The sequence below is a fragment of the Campylobacter sp. BCW_6461 genome (assembly GCF_001762735.1).
GTDB lineage: Bacteria > Campylobacterota > Campylobacteria > Campylobacterales > Campylobacteraceae > Campylobacter_D > Campylobacter_D jejuni.
The window spans coordinates 24192-42255 of the sequence record NZ_MJXJ01000024.1 but is presented as its reverse complement, the minus strand read 5'-3'; the positions used below and the strand labels follow the sequence as shown (position 1 = coordinate 42255).

The following is an 18064-nucleotide window of genomic DNA, read 5'->3' as shown; positions in this document are numbered from 1 at the left end:
TTAAGCTTGAAGATCTAGAGTTTTTCCGCCTAGTTCATCGATGCGATCGCTAACTTTTTTAAGTGCCGCATCTATTGTATCTTGACTGATTTGAGGAAGTTCTCCACCCCACATTTTTTCTGCTTGCTCAAATCCTTTTTTCATACCTTCAAGACCTTTTTTTAATTTTTCAACATCATCGCCACCGCCTTTAATAACAAAATCCGCGATGCGATTGGCTGTATTTTCCACTCCAAAAAAACCATCTTCACTTACAAGTTGTTGAAGTTCATCTGTATTCATATCAAGTGGATTTTTGCCACTGTAGCCTAAGGATGCAAAATCAATATTTGTAAGTATAGATTTCGCAGTATCTAAATTGGCACCATTTAAAAGACTATCTAGTCCAGTTTGGGCATTGCTCGAACCTATTACAGCATTCATTGTTTGCTGTTGAAACTGAACTAGGTAAATTTGTGTAATGCCTTTTCCACCAAGTGCATTTAATTTTTCAAGGGTATTTTTATCTACATCCTTGCTAGAATTAGCACTTTGAACATTTTTGTCTTTTGTGTTTTCCTTAGCATCATCTGCCTTCTTATTGCTAACTTGTGTTTGTGCCATGCTAGCGATATTTGAAAAAGTATTCACTTGCATATTTGCTCCTTTGTGTGAGGCTTTAATTTATATCGACTTTTGACTTAAAAAATTTATAAGGACATTAAATTCCTTATTTTCAAAGGAATTTAATGTTTTATTGTAGATAATAAGTAATTTGCTCTTTATTGAGAATGCGGATAAGATTGCTAGTGCCTTCTACCCCTGTTGGAAAGCCTGCAGTTAGAAGATAGCATTTATCTTCATCCATAAAACCTTTTTCAACACTTGATCTTACAGAGTCTTTTAATAATTCTGTAAGTTCATTACTTTTGTTAACTAAAATCGCAGGATTAACTCCCCAAACTATGCTTAAAGAGTTTAAGGTTTTTTCAGAATGTCCTACTGCTATGATTTCTATATTTGGACGATATCTCGCAATCTTAATAGCAGATTTTCCGCTACTTGTTAAAGAAAAAATAGCATCAGCGTTAAGATCTGTTGCAAGATGAGCTGAAGAACGCATGATTTTATCTGTATTGTCTAAATCATTAAAATCATTAAATTTGTTATATGGATAGCGTTTTTCTGTTTCTATTATAGTTTGACACATTATATCAACAGCGTTTGCAGGATCTGTACCAACGGCACTTTCTTCACTTAGCATTACTGCATCTGTTCCATCTAGAACAGCATTTGCAACATCTGAAATTTCAGCTCTTGTGGCGGTTTTGCTTTTGGCTAATGAAAAAAGCATTTGAGTCGCAGTAATAACAGGCTTAGAGGCATTGTTTGCTTTTTGTATGATTTCTTTTTGGATATTAGGAACTTTATAATAAGGTACCTCAATACCTAAGTCTCCTCTTGCAACCATTATACCATCGCTAGATTTAATAATCTCATCAATATTTTCTACTGCATCAAATTTTTCAATTTTTGCAAAAATAGATATTTTTGCGTTATTTTGTGCTAAAATTTCACGAACTTCATCAATATCGTGCGCATTTTGTACGAAAGATATTGCTAAAAAATCTACTTCATTTTTTATACCCCAAAGTAAATCATTTTTATCTTTTTGTGTAATAACATCAATATTGATTTTAGTATTCGGAAAATTAATACCTTTATTTGAGTTTAAAAAACCATCATTTTCTATAATGGTTTCAATTTTTTGATCATCTATGTTTTCTACTTTAGCACGAATTGATCCATCATATAGATAAATATATTCATCAATTTTTAACATATCTAAAATAGATTTTTGATTGATACTGATTTTATAATGATTTTGAGCAATCTTCTCCCCTAAAATTGTTTCACGATAAAAATCAAGTCTATCACCCTTTTTTAATTCAAATGGTTCTTTAAGTTCACCTGTACGAATTTTAGGACCACTAATGTCTTGTAAAATTCCAATACGAGTATGCAATTCTTTAGCTACTCTTCTTATGGTATCTAAGTTTTTTTTATGATACTCATGTGTTCCATGAGAAAAGTTTAAACGGAAAACATTTACACCATTGATAATCATTTGGCGTAGAATTTCTTCCTTTTCACTTGCTGGACCTACTGTGGCTACAATTTTTGTTTTTTTAAGCATGGTAAACTCCTTTTGAAATTATTGTAGCTAAAAATAGAAACAAAATGATTACAATAATTCTGAAGAAAATTTATCTTCGTTAAATTCCATTCCTAGGTAATTACATATAAGCTTTGCATCTCTTTCAGCATTTCCTAAACAACTTGTTGCCCCAGGACTTGGAGTCATATTGAAAATAATACCAGGGGTTTCTGTGATGCTTGCTTCACCTAGCATTAATTCTCCTTTAGTTTTATCAATAACTTGTGGTCTTACGCCTCCAAAACCTTTCGCATAATAAATATCGCTTGCTTTAAGACTTGGGACTATTTTTTTGGCATCTTTAACAAATAAGCTTTTATCAATAAAAGGTAGTTCAAAAAGATAATTATAAAAGATGTAATTTCTAATTGTTGCATCTTTAAACATATTAAAAGTTACTTTTAAAACAGTTTTATCAAGTTTTAGTGCTTCAAAAAATTCTGGAACTGATTTTAGACCATGATAACGTTCTAGTTTTGGAATAACAAGTGCAGTAGGTCCAAAGCGAGTGTTCATATCAGCAAGCAAATCAGGATCTCCATGAAGGGCTGCAAATGGAAGTTTAGGATTTTGCACCATATAAACTTTGCCATTTAAAAGTTTTTGTTTGGTTAAATAAAAACTTCCTGCAACAGGCCAACAAGACTTATCCATACCTAAGTTCATTTTATGTGCTAAATATAAAGAGTGCGCCCCAGCATTGACAACTACGCTTTTGGCATGGTATTCTTGATGATTTGAGGTTTTTAATATAAAAATATCATCTTTTTTTTCTATGTGAATAATTTCTTGATTAAAGGCAACGAAAGTATTTTTATTTTGTTTTTGGGCTTGTTCTATTAGATTTATACTCATTTTCCCAAAATCTACAGTTGTAAAAACCTCGCCGCTTTCAACACCCATGGCACAGATATTTTCAGGTCTATCTTGATTGCAATCTTCTCCTAAAACAACCTTGGGTTCAATTTGTTTGATTTTTGCTTTATCGAAAAATTTTATATAAGGATAAAGTTCTTTAAATTCTTCATAGCGTTTTTTCATATAATCACATTCTATATCTCCAACAGCTAGAGCCATTTTTTGATGAGAAAACATGAAATTATTTTGCGCATTTTGCATGAGTCCATATTTAACTATCATATCAGCTGTTCTTTTTACTTTTCGCGCTTTTTCTAAAGTATAATTGGTTTCAATATCTCCACAATGAATGGTTTGAGAATTACTCGTTCCCTTAGAATTTAATGTTGCAGCTGTATTATATTTTTCTATCAAAGCAATATTTTTAATATTTGTATATCTTGCAAGCTCGTAAAATAATGCTGCTCCCGAAATTCCAGCTCCGATGACAAGCACATCAAATTCTTGTTGACCCATTGTTTTTCCTTTTTTTATTTTAATAAACTTTTTTCTAAATAAAGTTTAATTGAATTTGTTTTACAAAAAGTTAAATTTCATTAAGGTTTGATATCAATGAGAATTTTTGTAACATTTTTAATAAAGTAAATTGGGATTTTCTTTTATAATCTTTTTCATTCCTCGAAAGATTAAAAGTTTATCATAAATTGCGTGATCGAAATAATTTGCTAAAAATTGCCCATCTCCACCAGTGAAATAAAGCTTTTTATTTTGAGCGGCATCTTTTATCAGTAGGTAAATTCCTTTAAAAACACCATAACTTAAAGCATCCATGGTTTTTTGTGGGAATGCATCAAGACTAACTTGAGTGTTAAATTCACTTTTTAATCGTGGTGAAATATGGCTATAAATTTTTTTATAATTTGCAATACCTGGCAAGATAAAACCACCAAGATGTATAGAATTAGAAATAATATCAATTGTAATAGCACTACCTGCATCTACAACAACTCCATCTTCAATAGTATAACAAGCTGCTATGCGATCGATTCCTAATCCTTGATAAATTGTATCAAATAAAAAATAAGGTTCAAGATTGATAAATTTTTTTTGATTTTTTAAATGTTCTTTGAGATGTTCATTGACATTGATATAAAAAATTTTTTGTTCATTTTTAAATTCTAAAAACTGATCTATACTAAGAGTAAAATATTTGTTATCATCTAGGAAATTAGCATTTGAATTCCCAATATCACAGAGCAACATAGATATTAAATCCTTTCATTTCTAGATGATTTTTTGCTTTAGAGCAAAGAGAAGCCATACTAAAAAAATATTTGTTATTTATGTTAATTTGCTGTGCTAGATTTTCTAAAAATAAGGCATCTTTTATTAAAAATTTTGTTTTTCCTGTATACATAAAAAGAATGTTATTTTGATCTTTAGCGCAAATATAACTTTTTTTTCTAGTCAACATACTTAAGTCATAGGGCTTTAAATTTAATTTTAAAGACTTTATTGTTTGTTCTAAAATTTTTATCATAGCAAATCTAAAATTTTATCTCCGTAGTAAAATTTACCATTCCCCATGAAAGAAATTTTATCAACAGCTTCTGAAAGTTTAAATACTTGTGTATTATCTAAATTTAGATTCATTTTGATAAGATAGCCTGTTTTTTCAAAAATATATAAATAATTATTGTATATATTGCTTTTTACAAAAATAGCAAATTCAAATTTTTTTTCTGCAATTTTTCTTAAGTTATAATCAGTTTTAATAATAGTGCCATCTTTTTCTAGTATAAAAATACCATCATCACTAAGTGCAACATCTTTTATGTCAGCGTCAAGATAAAGAGTTCTAGCAGGGCTTACAACAATGATTTTTTTAGCTGTTGCTGCTATAAGTTTATCTCCGATTACACTTAGATGGATTACATTGTTGAAAAAATTTTCTGCTGAAATAACCACATCTTTAATGACTTGAAGATTGTTTCTTGAAAGAATTAAAATTTTGCCATCTAGCGTTGGATATACGATGATATTGTCTAAAAATATAGGATTAGCGGTACGACTGTCTTGAGCTGGAGCTGAGGTTAGGGTTTGACTAAATTTAATACCCAAAGAACGATTTGCAAGAACTATAGTATTGTTTGCAAGTACAAGGGCTAAATCATCTCCATTAGAAGCTACTCCTACAACACTAGCGCCAAATTGAAAATTATAAATTTCATTATAAGAATTGTCAAAAATTTTTAAATTTCCATTATTATCTGCAGTAAAATATTCCCCATCTTGATAAGCTAGAAGCATATAATTTTTAGGAAGTTTAAACTTGTCTATGGAGATATTATTTTTTAAGATAGCTATATTATTGCTAAGTTTTGCAGAAACTAGATTCCAATCAACGATTTTACTTTTTAAATTGCTATTATGACTTAAATCTCCATCGGTTTGTTTTGGTTCAAAATATTGTCTTTTGGTGCCACAAGCACATAGAAATATTAAACAAAATAGTGTTAAAAATATTTTTTTCATTGTGTAATGCCTTGATAATGTTTGAGGTTTTTAGCTATTTGATTTAAACTTGAATTTTCTTTTATCTGAGAAAGTAAAACATTAGCTTCTTCGATTTTATTTTGCTCTAAAAGTTTGTAAGCTTCTAATAATTTATCATAATTTTTTAAAAATATTGATTTATCTCCTAAAGATAATGCAATAATATTTTTAAGTAAAGTGTTTGTTTGAGCATTATTATAAATTTGTTTTAGTTCATTTTGAAAGGCTGTATTATTAAGATCATTAATATTTTCTTTTAGTAAAAAGATAGTGTAAAGATTAGTATTTTTATTTTTAAGTTGTTCTAAAAGATTTTTATTGCTAGGATCTTGTATTAGATTGGCATAAATTTCATTTGCTTCTTTTGTTTTATAATCGTTTATTTTTGAGATTATAAAATTTCCAGCAAACCAAGCAACTAAAATTATCACAACAGCAGATATATAAAATTTATACTTGCGTATAAATCTCTCTCCTTTGATAAAATTTTCTATAAATTGTTCTTCTGTGTTAAGTTCATTTTTAACAGCTTTTAAATTATCTTTTAGTCCCAAAATTTATCCTTGAAAAAATATTTTTATTTTTGTATAGAAAAATTATGATATTGTATCATATAAATTGCAAAATATCCTAAACAATTTAAAGCTTTTTATGATATAATTTTCAAAATTTTAACTTTTTTATTAAGGTTTAAGAAATGCAAATAGATGAGAAATTATTAAGCAAGCTTGAAAAATTAAGTGCTTTACAAATAACAAAAAACAGAAATGAAACTATTGCACAGTTAAGTGAAATTGTGAATTTTGTTGAAAAATTAAACGAACTTGATTTAGATTCCCAAGAGATTACTGTGAGTACTATAAAAGGTGGAGCTCCTTTGAGGATTGATGAGATAAGAAATAGCAATGTTATTGATGAGGTTTTAGATTGTGCTCCAAAAAAACAAGAACATTTTTTTGTTGTTCCTAAAATCATAGAATGATTAACTTAGCATTTAGTGCTTATTTGTAGAATAAATTTAAAACAAAAAAAATCAGAGAGTGATTGAAATGAATTTTTATTGGTTTGATGCTTTTATTTTAGGATTTACCTTGCTTTTAGGGCTTAAGGGTATTATCAATGGTTTAATAAAAGAAATTTTTGGACTTTTGGGTATTATTGGTGGTGTTTTTATTGCTTCAAAATATGCAACTCAAGCAGCTGAATTTATACAAAGTACTTTTTATAAGATAGAAAATCAAAGCTTAGCTGGATTTGCTGGATTTTTAGCCATATTAATTATTTTTTGGATAGTTTGTTTATTGGTGGGTAATTTTCTTTCTAGGTTGATTAAATTAAGTGGCCTAGGTTTTTTAGATCGCATTGGTGGCTTTATATTTGGTGGAGCAAAAATCTTTTTAATTTTTGCAATTTTAGTTTTTTGTGTGGCAAGAATTGATTTTTTAAATGATAAATTAGATAATTTTGCTAAAAATAGCTATACTTTAAATTTACTTAAAGAAACGGGATCTTTTATTATGAATCAACCTTTAACAGAAAATAGTCTAGATCATGCTAGTGAAAAGTTGCAAGATATTGTAAGTGATTTAAACAATACTCAAAAAGGGGAGTGATATGCTGATAGAAAATGTGGAATATGATGTTTTACTTGAGAGGTTTAAAAAAATATTAAGACAAGGCGGACTTAAATATACTAAGCAAAGAGAAGTGCTTTTAAAAACTCTTTATCACAGTGATACTCATTACACACCCGAAAGTTTATATATGGAAATCAAACAAGCTGAACCTGATTTAAATGTAGGAATTGCAACTGTTTATCGTACTTTAAATTTACTTGAAGAAGCAGAAATGGTAACTTCCATTTCTTTTGGTTCAGCAGGTAAAAAATATGAGCTTGCTAATAAACCTCACCATGATCATATGATATGTAAAAATTGCGGAAAAATTATAGAGTTTGAAAATCCTATTATAGAAAGACAGCAAGCCTTGATTGCAAAAGAACATGGTTTTAAACTTACAGGGCATTTGATGCAGCTTTATGGTGTTTGTGGTGATTGTAATAATCAAAAAGTAAAGGTAAAAATATAAATGTTTGATAATATTTTAGAGCAGCAAAGAATAGAAAAAGCTAAAGAGTTAAAAAATTTAGGGATTAATCCTTATCCTCATTTTTTAGAAAAGGAAATGTCTTTAAAGACTTTTAAGGATAGATTTTCTTATATTTTAGAGCAAGTTGAAAAAAGAGATGAAAGTGTCAATGCTGTTGTTGCAGGACGTTTGAAACTTTTGCGTATAGCTGGGAAATCAATTTTTGCAAACATTGAAGATGAGGATACAAATTTACAAATTTATTTTAGTAAAGATAGCGTAGGCGAAGAGCTTTATACGATTTTAAAAAAGAATTTAGAGGTGGGTGATATTGTTTTGGTTAAAGGTTTTCCTTTTGTAACTAAAACAGGTGAGTTTAGTTTGCATGCAAGTGAAGTAAAACTCGCTACAAAAGCTATTGTTCCTTTACCTGAAAAATATCATGGATTAACAGATATTGAACAAAGATATCGTAAACGTTATGTTGATATGATAATGAATGCAGAAGTTAGAAAAGATTTTTTAGTGCGTTCTAAAGTGGTGAGTTTGATTCGTCATTTTTTTGAAAATAAAGGCTTTTTAGAAGTAGAAACTCCTATGATGCATCCGATTGCAGGTGGAGCAAACGCTAAGCCTTTTGTAACTTTTCACAATTCTTTAGGCGTAGAAAGATTTTTAAGAATTGCTCCAGAACTTTATCTTAAAAGACTTGTAGTGGGTGGTTTTGAGGCAGTTTTTGAAATCAATCGTTGTTTTAGAAACGAAGGTATGGATTTAACTCATAATCCCGAATTTACAACTATAGAATTTTATTGGGCTTATCATAATTATAAAGATTTAATGGATTTAACTGAAGAACTTTTTGCTTTGCTTTTAGATAAACTTAATTTGGGAAAAACAATAGAATTTGATGGAAAAATGATAGATTTTTCTAAACCTTTTGAAAGAATAACCTATAAAGATGCACTTTGTAAGTATGGTGGTTTAGATAGGGATTTAATCGAAGATAAGGAAAAAATTCTTACTAAATTAAAAGCAGATGGTTTTGAAGCGAATGAAAAGCTTGAACTTGGACATTTGCAAGCTGAACTTTTTGACAATTATGTGGAAGAAAAATTGATCAATCCTACTTTTGTGATTGATTTTCCTATTTCCATAAGTCCTTTATCAAGACGTAGCGATGAGGATTCTCAGATTGCTGAGAGATTTGAGTTGTTTATTTGTGGAAGAGAATTGGCAAATGGTTTTAATGAGCTTAATGATCCTCTTGATCAATATGAGAGATTTTTAAAACAAATTGAAGCTAAAAATGCAGGCGATGAAGAGGCTTGCGAAATGGATGAAGATTTTGTAAATGCTTTGGGTTATGGAATGCCTCCAACGGCAGGGCAGGGTATAGGCATAGATAGACTTGTTATGCTTTTGACAAATAAAAAATCTATTCGAGATGTGATATTGTTTCCTGCAATGCGTCCATTAAAATCAGAACTAAAGGAGAAAGAATGAGTTTAGAAATGTTTGATAAAGAAATTTTTGATTTAACAAACAAAGAGTTAGAGCGTCAATGCGAAGGTCTTGAAATGATAGCGAGTGAAAATTTCACTTTACCTGAAGTAATGGAAGTTATGGGAAGTATCTTGACGAACAAATACGCAGAAGGTTATCCAGGTAAAAGATATTATGGTGGTTGTGAATTTGTTGATGAGATTGAAACTCTAGCTATTGAAAGATGTAAAAAACTTTTTAATTGTAAATTTGCTAATGTTCAGCCTAATTCAGGTTCTCAAGCTAATCAAGGTGTTTATGCGGCTTTGATTAATCCAGGTGATAAAATTTTAGGAATGGATTTAAGTCATGGTGGACATTTAACTCATGGTGCAAAAGTAAGTTCTTCGGGTAAAATGTACGAAAGTTGTTTTTACGGCGTAGAACTTGATGGAAGAATTGATTATGAAAAAGTAAGAGAAATTGCTAAAAAAGAAAAGCCAAAATTAATAGTTTGTGGAGCTAGTGCTTATGCAAGAGTGATTGATTTTGCTAAATTTAGAGAAATCGCTGATGAAGTAGGCGCCTATCTTTTTGCTGATATAGCACATATTGCAGGTCTTGTTGTAGCAGGCGAACATCCAAGTCCTTTTCCACACGCTCATGTAGTAAGTTCAACTACGCATAAAACTTTGCGTGGCCCAAGAGGTGGTATTATTATGACAAATGATGAAGAGCTTGCTAAAAAAATTAATTCTGCCATTTTTCCAGGTATTCAAGGTGGTCCTTTGATGCATGTAATTGCTGCAAAAGCAGTAGGATTTAAATTTAATCTTAGCGATGAGTGGAAAGTTTATGCAAAACAAGTAAGAACCAATGCTCAAGTTTTAGCTAATGTTTTAATGGATAGAAAATTTAAACTTGTTAGCGATGGAACGGATAATCACCTTGTTTTAATGAGTTTTTTAGATCGTGAGTTTAGCGGAAAAGATGCAGATTTAGCTCTTGGAAATGCAGGTATTACTGCAAATAAAAATACCGTTCCAGGAGAGATTAGAAGTCCTTTTATCACAAGTGGATTAAGACTTGGAACTCCAGCCCTTACTGCCAGAGGTTTTAAAGAAAAAGAAATGGAAATTGTGTCAAATTATATTGCAGATATTTTAGATGATGTTAATAATGAAAAATTACAAAAGAATATTAAACAAGAATTAAAAAAACTTGCAAGTAATTTTATTATTTATGAAAGGGCTATGTTTTGATTTCACCAATGGATATGTCGCTAATTAAAATAATTGGCGATCATTATTATATAAGACGCGATAAAATTGTAAATAAAATTACACATAGAGGTCGCTTATTTTTTGATAAATTTGAAAGAGTTGATGCTCCTTTAAATTTAAATGTCATGAGAGAACACGCTGCTAAAAAAATTGTTGTCGCTCATGATTTAATAACAAAAGATAATAAAGTAGAAAATATTGTCTTTGATTATAATGGTTTTAATGCTGAAAGATTTTATCACCGTGCACAACTTATTTTAAGAGAAGAAGGTTTTATAAATTTCACAGCCTATAAGACTAAAACTCCAGGACATTTACATCTTTATATTCACAAAGGACACACGGCGTTAAACGAAGGTTATTCTTTAGCGTCTAAACTTTCAATGATGTTTGCAAGTAAAATGCCAGTAGAATGGAAGGTGTTTCCTAGTATGGATGTACCTAGGGAATTTAATATTTTAATATTGCCTTATGAGGTTTATCAAAAAGAACGAGGAAGTTCTTGGTCTAAGCATATGTAAGAAAGGACAAATTATGGAAAATCAAAAAAATGAATTTGATGATATTATTTTAGAAAAAAGTAATAAAAGTGAAAAAGTAAAAAAAATTCTTTTACGAGTTATTGCTTTAGTTATTTTGTTTTTAGCTATCATGATAGTTATGAAGCTTATTAATGGTAGTGGTGATGAAAATACGCAAAATCAAAGTGTATTGCCAAGTGAACCTATAGCAACTCAAGACAATAACAATGATACTTCTTTTGAAAGTATGCCAATTACAGATAATACTTCAGCAGAAGATCAATTTGAGGCATTAAGAAAACAATTTCAAGATGAACAAAATACAACTCAAAATACAACAGCCTCTAGTTCAAATAACAATGATAGTACAAATTTTGCTATGCCTGATCAAGAAGTTCCAGCAGAACCAACAGCAGCTACTTCGGAAAATACCGCTCCGCAAGCAAGTGCTCCCAAACAAGAAGTAAAACAAACTGTAAAACCTAAAGAAGAAGCAAAAAAACAAATAGCTGTAAAAAAAGAAAAAGAAAGTGCAAAACAAACCCCTAAAAAAGAACAAAATGCAAATGATTTATTTAAAAATGTTGATGCTAAACCTGTACATCCAAGTGGTTTAGCATCGGGTATTTATGTGCAAATTTTCTCAGTAAGTAATTTGGATCAAAAATCAAAAGAACTTGCTTCTGTAAAGCAAAAAGGTTATGATTATAAACTTTATAAAACTACAGTTGGAGGTAAAGAAATTACCAAGGTTTTAATAGGGCCATTTGAAAAGGCAGATATTGCAGCAGAACTTGCTAAAATCCGTAAGGATATTGCAAAAGATGCTTTTTCTTTTACTTTAAAATGAAATTTTTAGCAGTTATAGGCGATCCTATTTCTCACTCTAAATCGCCTAGAATGCATAATAATGCTATTAAAGCCTTAGGGCTTGATAGCATTTATACACGCTATCATTTAAGAAATGCTAACTGTTTAAGAGAAGATTTTTTTAAATTAGGACTTAGTGGAGCTAATATTACTTTGCCTTTTAAGGAAAAAGCTTTAGATATTGCTGATGTGAAGGATGATTTTGCTAGAAATATTGGCTCTGCAAATACTTTATGCTTAAAAGAAGATAAAATTTACGCTTATAATACTGATGCTTTAGGTTTTTTAGAAGCTATTAAGGATTTTGATAATATAAAAAAAGCTTTGATTTTGGGTGCTGGAGGTACAGCTTTGGCGCTTGCTTATGCATTAAAACAAAAAGGCGTAGAAGTGTATATAGCTAATCGTAGTAAAGAAAGATTTAAAGATTTTTTAGCTTATCCAACTTATCTTTATAAAAACTTGCAAGATTTTGACTTTGATTTGGTTATAAATTCAACTTCTGCTGGATTAAAAGATGAAAATTTACCTTGTGATAGAGAGCTTTTAGATAGAATTTTACCTAAAGCTAAATTTGCTTTTGAGGTAATTTATGGCAGAGAAACACCTTTTTATAGATTATGTAAAGAGTATCATTTAAAAATTAAAGATGGACTTGATATGCTTTTATGGCAAGGAGTTTTTGCTTTTGAACTTTTTTTTGAAATACAAGATAAAAGAGAGATGATAAAAAATGCAATGCAACAGGCATTGATTTTAAAGTAGAATGATAGTTATTTTTCTTGTATAAGAAAATCTTATTTTTTGTGTGAGAAAGTTTAATTTTCCCACAAGTTTTATCATTCAAATATTTCTACCCCATCTTGATTTTTACTTTGATTATTTTGATTTGTTGAAGATGGATTTGTAGGAATATTTTGTGTAGGCGTGTTTTCAATTGTATTATTTTGATTAGAATTTGTTTGAGGTAAGCTTTCTTCAAAGGTAGCATCGCCATCAAAACTATTAAAACCACTGTTTGTATTAGGTATAGTTTTGCCTATGTCTGTTGCTTTTGGTAGATTGTTATAAAGTGTATTTAATGTATTTTTATAAAAAGCTAAAAAACTTTTATCAATTTCAAAAGCAGGTTGCTCTAAACCTTTATTGAGTTGAGTTGGTACGGTAGAGATAGTAGTTTTAAACATATTAACCCCATCATCATTTTTAATAGGATAGTTAAGCGCAACTAAAGAATCTAGTTTAGTGCTACTTGAAAGATTGGTTGAATTTTGTGGATTGTGTGCATCTATAAAATCTATTTTACCTTTAAAATTTATACCTAAATTGGATTTTACATAATCTCCACTCATAAAATTGCTTGTTTTTTGTGCATTTTTTTCTTCCGTATAAATACTGATTGAACTTTTAAGAGTGTAGTCTGGATTAGTAGTAACTATTTTATAGCCTTTTAGTTGAGCGATGGTTTTGATCTGCTCTTCTAAATTTTGTTTTAAAAGATCAATTTCTTTTTCTATGCGAATTTTAAGCACTGAATTTTCAAAATAATCAGAATAATTGTTATTTTGTTCTATATTAATAGGCTCAAGAGCAATGCTTACTCCAGAATCAATAGGTTCAACCTTTGTTGGAACTTGGGGTTTAAAATTTGGCATAGAAACATTGACAAAATTACTGCTTGTACCCCCACAAGCTGCTAAAATTAACATACTACTAGCAAGTAAAATATATTTTTTCATTTTTTACCTTTATTTAATGTGTTTGTGTTAATTATAGCAGGTTAAAGTTTTTTTGTTATATTTTTATAAAAGAAAATTAGGAAAGATATATGGAATTTTGGCAGCATATTTATTCAAATTTTAATGTTATAGCTTTTAGCATCTTTGGTTTAAAGGTGCATTGGTATGGCATTATGTATGTTATAGCTTTGCTTTTGGCTTTGCTTTTGGCTAAATTTTTTGTAAGAAAATTTCAACTAGACATTAATGAAAAACATTTGGATAGTTATTTTATATGGGTTGAAATAGGGGTTATTTTAGGTGCAAGGCTTGGATATATTTTGATTTATGATGCAAATACTATGTATTATATTACTCATCCTTGGCAAATTTTTAATCCTTATATTAATGGTGAATTTGTAGGTATTCGAGGTATGAGTTATCATGGAGCAATTATAGGATTTTTGATAGCTACTTTATTGTTTTGTAAAAAATATAAAGCAAATCCTTGGATTTTTCTTGATTTGGTTGCTTTAAGTGTTCCATTGGCTTATGTTTTTGGTCGTATAGGAAATTTTTTAAATCAAGAGCTTTTTGGTCGCATTACAAATGTGCCTTGGGGAATTTATGTTGATGGAGTATTGCGCCATCCATCGCAACTTTATGAAGCATTTTTAGAAGGTATTGTTGTTTTTATTATAGTTTATTTAGCAAGATTTAAGCAAAGTTTTCAAGGGGAATTGATTCTTGTGTATGCTGGTGCTTATTCATTGGCAAGATTTATATGTGAATTTTATCGCGAGCCTGATTTTGGTATAGGTTTTGTTTTATGGGGTATGAGTATGGGGCAAATTTTAAGTTTTATAATGTTTATAACAGCTTTGTTAGTTTATATTTGTATAAAGTTTAAAAAAGTAAATATTTAATCTATCTTAAAGACTTTTGTAATATAATGAAATGGATTTTTTTAATTTCTTTTTACAAAGGAGTAAAGATGCGTGAGCTTATCGAAGGTTATTTGGGTAAGAGCATTGAGGGCAAAAAAAGTAAAATGCCTGCGAAATTAGACTTTATCCAAAGCGCCTCAGGGCTTTTTTTAGGTCTTTTTATGTGGGTGCATATGCTTTTTGTTTCTACAATTTTAGTCAGTGAGGATTTTTTTAATTCTGTGGTACATTTTTTAGAATTAAAATTTGTTTACGATAATCCTGTTATGAGTTATCTTACTTCATTTTTAGCCGCCTGTGTTTTAGTGGTTTTTTTCGTTCATGCTTTACTTGCAATGAGAAAATTTCCTATTAATTACCGTCAGTATCAAATACTAAGAACACACAGTAAAAAAATGAATCACAGCGATACTTCGTTATGGTGGGTTCAAGCTTTTACAGGTTTTATTATGTTTTTCTTAGGTTCTGCTCATCTTATTTTTATTGTAACCAATGCAGATAAAATCAGCGGCGATATGTCAGGAGATAGGGTTGTAAGTCATTTTATGTGGCTTTTTTATGCTGTTCTTTTAGTCTGTGTTGAACTTCATGGAAGTATAGGGCTTTATAGACTTTGTGTTAAATGGGGTTGGTTTGAAGGAAAAAATGTAAAAGAAAGTCGCAAAAAGCTTAAAACTGCTAAATGGATAATCAGTATTTTCTTCCTAGTTTTAGGTGTGTTAAGTCTTGCAGCATTTATAAAAATAGGTTATGAAAACTACCAAAATCAAACCCAAACTACTGCGATGATAAAAAACTACAATGGAGCAAATTATGAATATACAATATAGTGATGCTTTAGTAATAGGTGGAGGATTAGCAGGTCTTAGAGCGGCTATTGAAGTAGCAAAGAGTGGCCAAAGTGTAACACTTTTAAGTATTTGTCCAGTGAAGCGTTCTCACTCTGCAGCGGTGCAAGGAGGTATGCAGGCAAGTTTAGCAAATGGGGCAAAAGGTGAGGGTGATAATGAAGATCTTCACTTCGCAGATACAGTAAAAGGAAGTGATTGGGGCTGTGATCAAGAAGTAGCAAGAATGTTTGCTCAAACTGCGCCAAAAGCAGTGCGTGAGCTTGCGGCTTGGGGTGTGCCTTGGACTAGAGTTACTAAAGGTCCAAGAACTGTTGTAATCAATGCACAAAAAACTGTGATTGAAGAAAAAGAAGAAGCGCACGGGCTTATTAATGCTAGAGATTTTGGTGGAACTAAAAAATGGAGAACTTGCTATATCGCAGATGCAACAGGGCATTGTATGCTTTATGGTGTAGCAAATGAAGCTATTAAACATCAAGTAAAAATTATTGATAGAATGGAAGCAGTAAGAATTATCCATGATGGTAAAAAATGCTTAGGTGTGATTGCTAGAGATTTAACCAATGGACAACTCATTGCTTATATCGCAAGAGGAACTATGATAGCAACAGGGGGCTATGGTAGAATTTATAAACAAACTACAAATGCGGTAATTTGTGAAGGAACAGGTGCTGCTATCGCTCTTGAAACGGGACTTTGTAGACTTTCAAATATGGAAGCAGTGCAATTTCACCCAACTCCTATTGTACCAAGCGGTATTTTGCTTACTGAGGGCTGTCGTGGTGATGGTGGAATTTTACGTGACGTGGATGGATATCGTTTTATGCCTGATTATGAACCAGAGAAAAAAGAACTTGCAAGCCGTGATGTGGTAAGTCGTAGAATGATGGAGCATATTCGCAAAGGTAAAGGTGTAAAAAGTCCTTATGGGGATCATTTATGGCTTGATATTTCTATATTGGGTCGTGCTCATGTGGAAAAAAATCTCCGCGATGTACAAGATATTTGCAAAACTTTCAATGGTATTGATCCAGCAGATGAAGGTCCAAAAGGTTGGGCGCCAGTTCTTCCAATGCAGCATTATTCTATGGGTGGAATTAGAACTAAACCAACAGGTGAAAGTCAATGGTTAAACGGACTTTTTGCTTGTGGAGAAGCAGCTTGCTGGGATATGCACGGATTTAATCGTTTAGGTGGAAATTCATGTGCTGAAACTGTTGTAGCAGGTATGATAGTGGGAGATTATTTTGCAGATTATTGTAAAAATAATGGTGAAGTAATTGACACAAATGTAGTAAAAGACTTCTTAACTAAAGAGTATCAATATTTAAAATCTTTAGTAGATAAAGAAGGTAAATATAATGTTTTTGAAATTAAAAATAGAATGAAAGAAATTATGTGGGATAAGGTGGCCATCTTTAGAACAGGTGAAGGTTTGAAAGAAGCAGTAGATGAACTTGAAAAACTTTATAAAGATTCTCAAGATGTTAAAGTACATTGTAAAGAACTTGATTGTGCAAATCCAGAGCTTGAAGAAGCGTATAGAGTGCCAAGAATGTTAAAAATAGCACTTTGCGTAGCTTATGGAGCGCTTTTAAGAACAGAAAGTCGTGGGGCGCATTATAGGGAAGATTATCCAAAAAGAGATGATTTAAATTGGATGAAAAGAACCAATACTTTTTGGGTAGAAGGCGAAACCTTACCACGCATAGAATATGAAGAGCTTGATATTATGAAAATGGAAATTCCACCAGCATTCCGTGGATATGGAGCTAAAGGAAATATTATAGAAAATCCTTTAAGTGAAAAACGCCAAGCTGAAGTGGATGCAATACGTGAAAAAATGGAAGCTGAAGGCAAAGGTCGTTATGAAATTCAAAACGCTTTAATGCCTTATGAATTACAAGCTAAATATAAAGCACCAAACCAAAGAATAGGAGTTGATTATGAGTAGAAAATTGACAATAAAGGCATTTAAATATAATCCTTTAAGCAAAATTTCTAAACCACATTTTGTGACTTATGAGCTTGAAGAAACTCCTTTTATGACGGTTTTTGTATGTTTGACTTTGATCCGTGAAAAAATGGATGCGGATCTGAGTTTTGACTTTGTTTGTCGTGCAGGGATTTGCGGATCTTGTGCAATGATGATTAATGGAGTGCCAAAACTTGCTTGTAAAACTTTAACTAAAGATTATCCTGATGGAGTGATAGAGCTTATGCCTATGCCTGCATTTAGACATATTAAAGATTTAAGCGTGAATACAGGAGAGTGGTTTGAAGACATGTGTAAACGCGTTGAAAGCTGGGTGCATAACGAAAAAGAAACTGATATTTCTAAACTTGAAGAACGTATTGAGCCGGAGGTTGCGGATGAAACTTTTGAACTTGATCGTTGTATAGAGTGTGGAATTTGTGTAGCTTCTTGTGCAACTAAACTTATGCGTCCAAATTTCATAGCTGCTACAGGACTTTTAAGAACAGCTAGATATTTACAAGATCCGCATGACCATAGAAGTGTGGAAGATTTTTATGAATTAGTGGGCGATGATGATGGTGTTTTTGGTTGTATGTCATTGCTTGCTTGCGAAGATAATTGTCCTAAAGAATTACCTTTACAAAGTAAAATCGCTTACATGAGAAGACAACTTGTCGCTCAAAGAAATAAATAAATCTTTCCCCTTTTTAAG

General features: G+C 30.8%; 20 protein-coding genes. 12 read left to right on the top strand and 8 right to left on the bottom strand.

All coding sequences use genetic code 11. The features are described from left to right. The 7 genes from AJ882_RS07125 to AJ882_RS07095 form a co-directional block, all read right to left on the bottom strand. Positions 1-636: a hypothetical protein gene (locus AJ882_RS07125; RefSeq protein ID WP_002860276.1), complete on the bottom strand. Its 636-nt coding sequence runs from the start codon at positions 634-636 to the stop codon at positions 1-3. Positions 637-733: 97 nt separating this feature from the next. Continuing rightward, positions 734-2176, bottom strand: a complete 1443-nt coding sequence (pyk, locus tag AJ882_RS07120) for a pyruvate kinase (protein ID WP_002860275.1) — start codon at positions 2174-2176, stop codon at positions 734-736. A 48-nt stretch (positions 2177-2224) separates the two neighbouring features. After that, a complete protein-coding gene (locus tag AJ882_RS07115; RefSeq protein WP_002902577.1) occupies positions 2225-3571 on the bottom strand; it encodes an FAD-dependent oxidoreductase in 1347 nt (448 codons plus the stop codon). 117 nt (positions 3572-3688) lie between these two features. Beyond that, positions 3689-4318 (bottom strand): type III pantothenate kinase, encoded by a 630-nt coding sequence (locus tag AJ882_RS07110; protein ID WP_002860273.1) that lies wholly within the window; start codon positions 4316-4318, stop codon positions 3689-3691. Continuing rightward, positions 4305-4595: a hypothetical protein gene (locus tag AJ882_RS07105; protein WP_002860272.1), complete on the bottom strand. Its 291-nt coding sequence runs from the start codon at positions 4593-4595 to the stop codon at positions 4305-4307. Before AJ882_RS07105 ends, AJ882_RS07110 begins: the two co-directional genes overlap by 14 nt. Then, positions 4592-5590 (bottom strand): hypothetical protein, encoded by a 999-nt coding sequence (locus tag AJ882_RS07100; RefSeq protein WP_011049673.1) that lies wholly within the window; start codon positions 5588-5590, stop codon positions 4592-4594. Before AJ882_RS07100 ends, AJ882_RS07105 begins: the two co-directional genes overlap by 4 nt. Next, on the bottom strand, positions 5587-6165 hold the full coding sequence (locus tag AJ882_RS07095) for a hypothetical protein (protein ID WP_002859477.1): 579 nt from the start codon (positions 6163-6165) through the stop codon (positions 5587-5589). Before AJ882_RS07095 ends, AJ882_RS07100 begins: the two co-directional genes overlap by 4 nt. 143 nt (positions 6166-6308) lie before the next feature. Here AJ882_RS07095 and gatC point away from each other — a divergent pair, with 143 nt between their 5' ends. The 8 genes from gatC (at position 6309) to AJ882_RS07055 (ending at position 12623) form a co-directional block, all read left to right on the top strand. Continuing rightward, positions 6309-6593, top strand: a complete 285-nt coding sequence (gene gatC / locus AJ882_RS07090) for an Asp-tRNA(Asn)/Glu-tRNA(Gln) amidotransferase subunit GatC (protein ID WP_002858734.1) — start codon at positions 6309-6311, stop codon at positions 6591-6593. 67 nt (positions 6594-6660) lie between these two features. After that, positions 6661-7224, top strand: coding sequence for a CvpA family protein (locus AJ882_RS07085; protein ID WP_002869932.1), 564 nt, complete (start codon positions 6661-6663; stop codon positions 7222-7224). Between the two features lies 1 nt (position 7225). Beyond that, the gene (locus AJ882_RS07080; protein ID WP_002867785.1) at positions 7226-7699 is read left to right on the top strand and encodes a Fur family transcriptional regulator; all 474 of its coding nucleotides are present in this window, start codon (positions 7226-7228) and stop codon (positions 7697-7699) included. After that, complete coding sequence (gene lysS / locus AJ882_RS07075; protein ID WP_002867786.1) at positions 7700-9205, top strand: lysine--tRNA ligase; 1506 nt, start codon at positions 7700-7702, stop codon at positions 9203-9205. It abuts the gene before it with no gap. Beyond that, entirely contained in the window at positions 9202-10446 is a 1245-nt protein-coding gene (locus tag AJ882_RS07070) for a serine hydroxymethyltransferase (protein ID WP_002859480.1), read from the top strand. The genes lysS and AJ882_RS07070 overlap by 4 nt, the downstream gene beginning before the upstream one ends. After that, entirely contained in the window at positions 10443-10988 is a 546-nt protein-coding gene (locus tag AJ882_RS07065; RefSeq protein ID WP_002859481.1) for a DUF1882 domain-containing protein, read from the top strand. Before AJ882_RS07070 ends, AJ882_RS07065 begins: the two co-directional genes overlap by 4 nt. A 13-nt stretch (positions 10989-11001) precedes the next feature. Further along, entirely contained in the window at positions 11002-11838 is an 837-nt protein-coding gene (locus tag AJ882_RS07060; protein WP_002867787.1) for an SPOR domain-containing protein, read from the top strand. Beyond that, entirely contained in the window at positions 11835-12623 is a 789-nt protein-coding gene (locus AJ882_RS07055) for a shikimate dehydrogenase (RefSeq protein WP_002858718.1), read from the top strand. Before AJ882_RS07060 ends, AJ882_RS07055 begins: the two co-directional genes overlap by 4 nt. Before the next feature lie 74 nt (positions 12624-12697). Here AJ882_RS07055 and AJ882_RS07050 read toward each other — a convergent pair whose 3' ends face one another. Further along, on the bottom strand, positions 12698-13597 hold the full coding sequence (locus tag AJ882_RS07050; protein ID WP_002859484.1) for a membrane lipoprotein lipid attachment site-containing protein: 900 nt from the start codon (positions 13595-13597) through the stop codon (positions 12698-12700). Positions 13598-13686: 89 nt separating this feature from the next. On the opposite strand from AJ882_RS07050, the gene lgt reads away from it, so the two are divergent. The 4 genes from lgt to AJ882_RS07030 all read left to right on the top strand — a co-directional run bounded on the left by lgt (position 13687) and on the right by AJ882_RS07030 (position 18046). Next, on the top strand, positions 13687-14502 hold the full coding sequence (gene lgt, locus AJ882_RS07045; RefSeq protein ID WP_002867788.1) for a prolipoprotein diacylglyceryl transferase: 816 nt from the start codon (positions 13687-13689) through the stop codon (positions 14500-14502). 68 nt (positions 14503-14570) lie between these two features. Further along, positions 14571-15353 carry a fumarate reductase cytochrome b subunit gene (locus tag AJ882_RS07040; protein ID WP_002854660.1) on the top strand — a complete coding sequence of 261 codons (783 nt, stop codon included), beginning with the start codon at positions 14571-14573 and terminating at the stop codon, positions 15351-15353. After that, positions 15337-17328 carry a fumarate reductase flavoprotein subunit gene (locus tag AJ882_RS07035; protein ID WP_002861159.1) on the top strand — a complete coding sequence of 664 codons (1992 nt, stop codon included), beginning with the start codon at positions 15337-15339 and terminating at the stop codon, positions 17326-17328. Before AJ882_RS07040 ends, AJ882_RS07035 begins: the two co-directional genes overlap by 17 nt. Further along, complete coding sequence (locus tag AJ882_RS07030) at positions 17321-18046, top strand: fumarate reductase iron-sulfur subunit (RefSeq protein WP_002854302.1); 726 nt, start codon at positions 17321-17323, stop codon at positions 18044-18046. Before AJ882_RS07035 ends, AJ882_RS07030 begins: the two co-directional genes overlap by 8 nt. Positions 18047-18064: the final 18 nt, after the last annotated feature.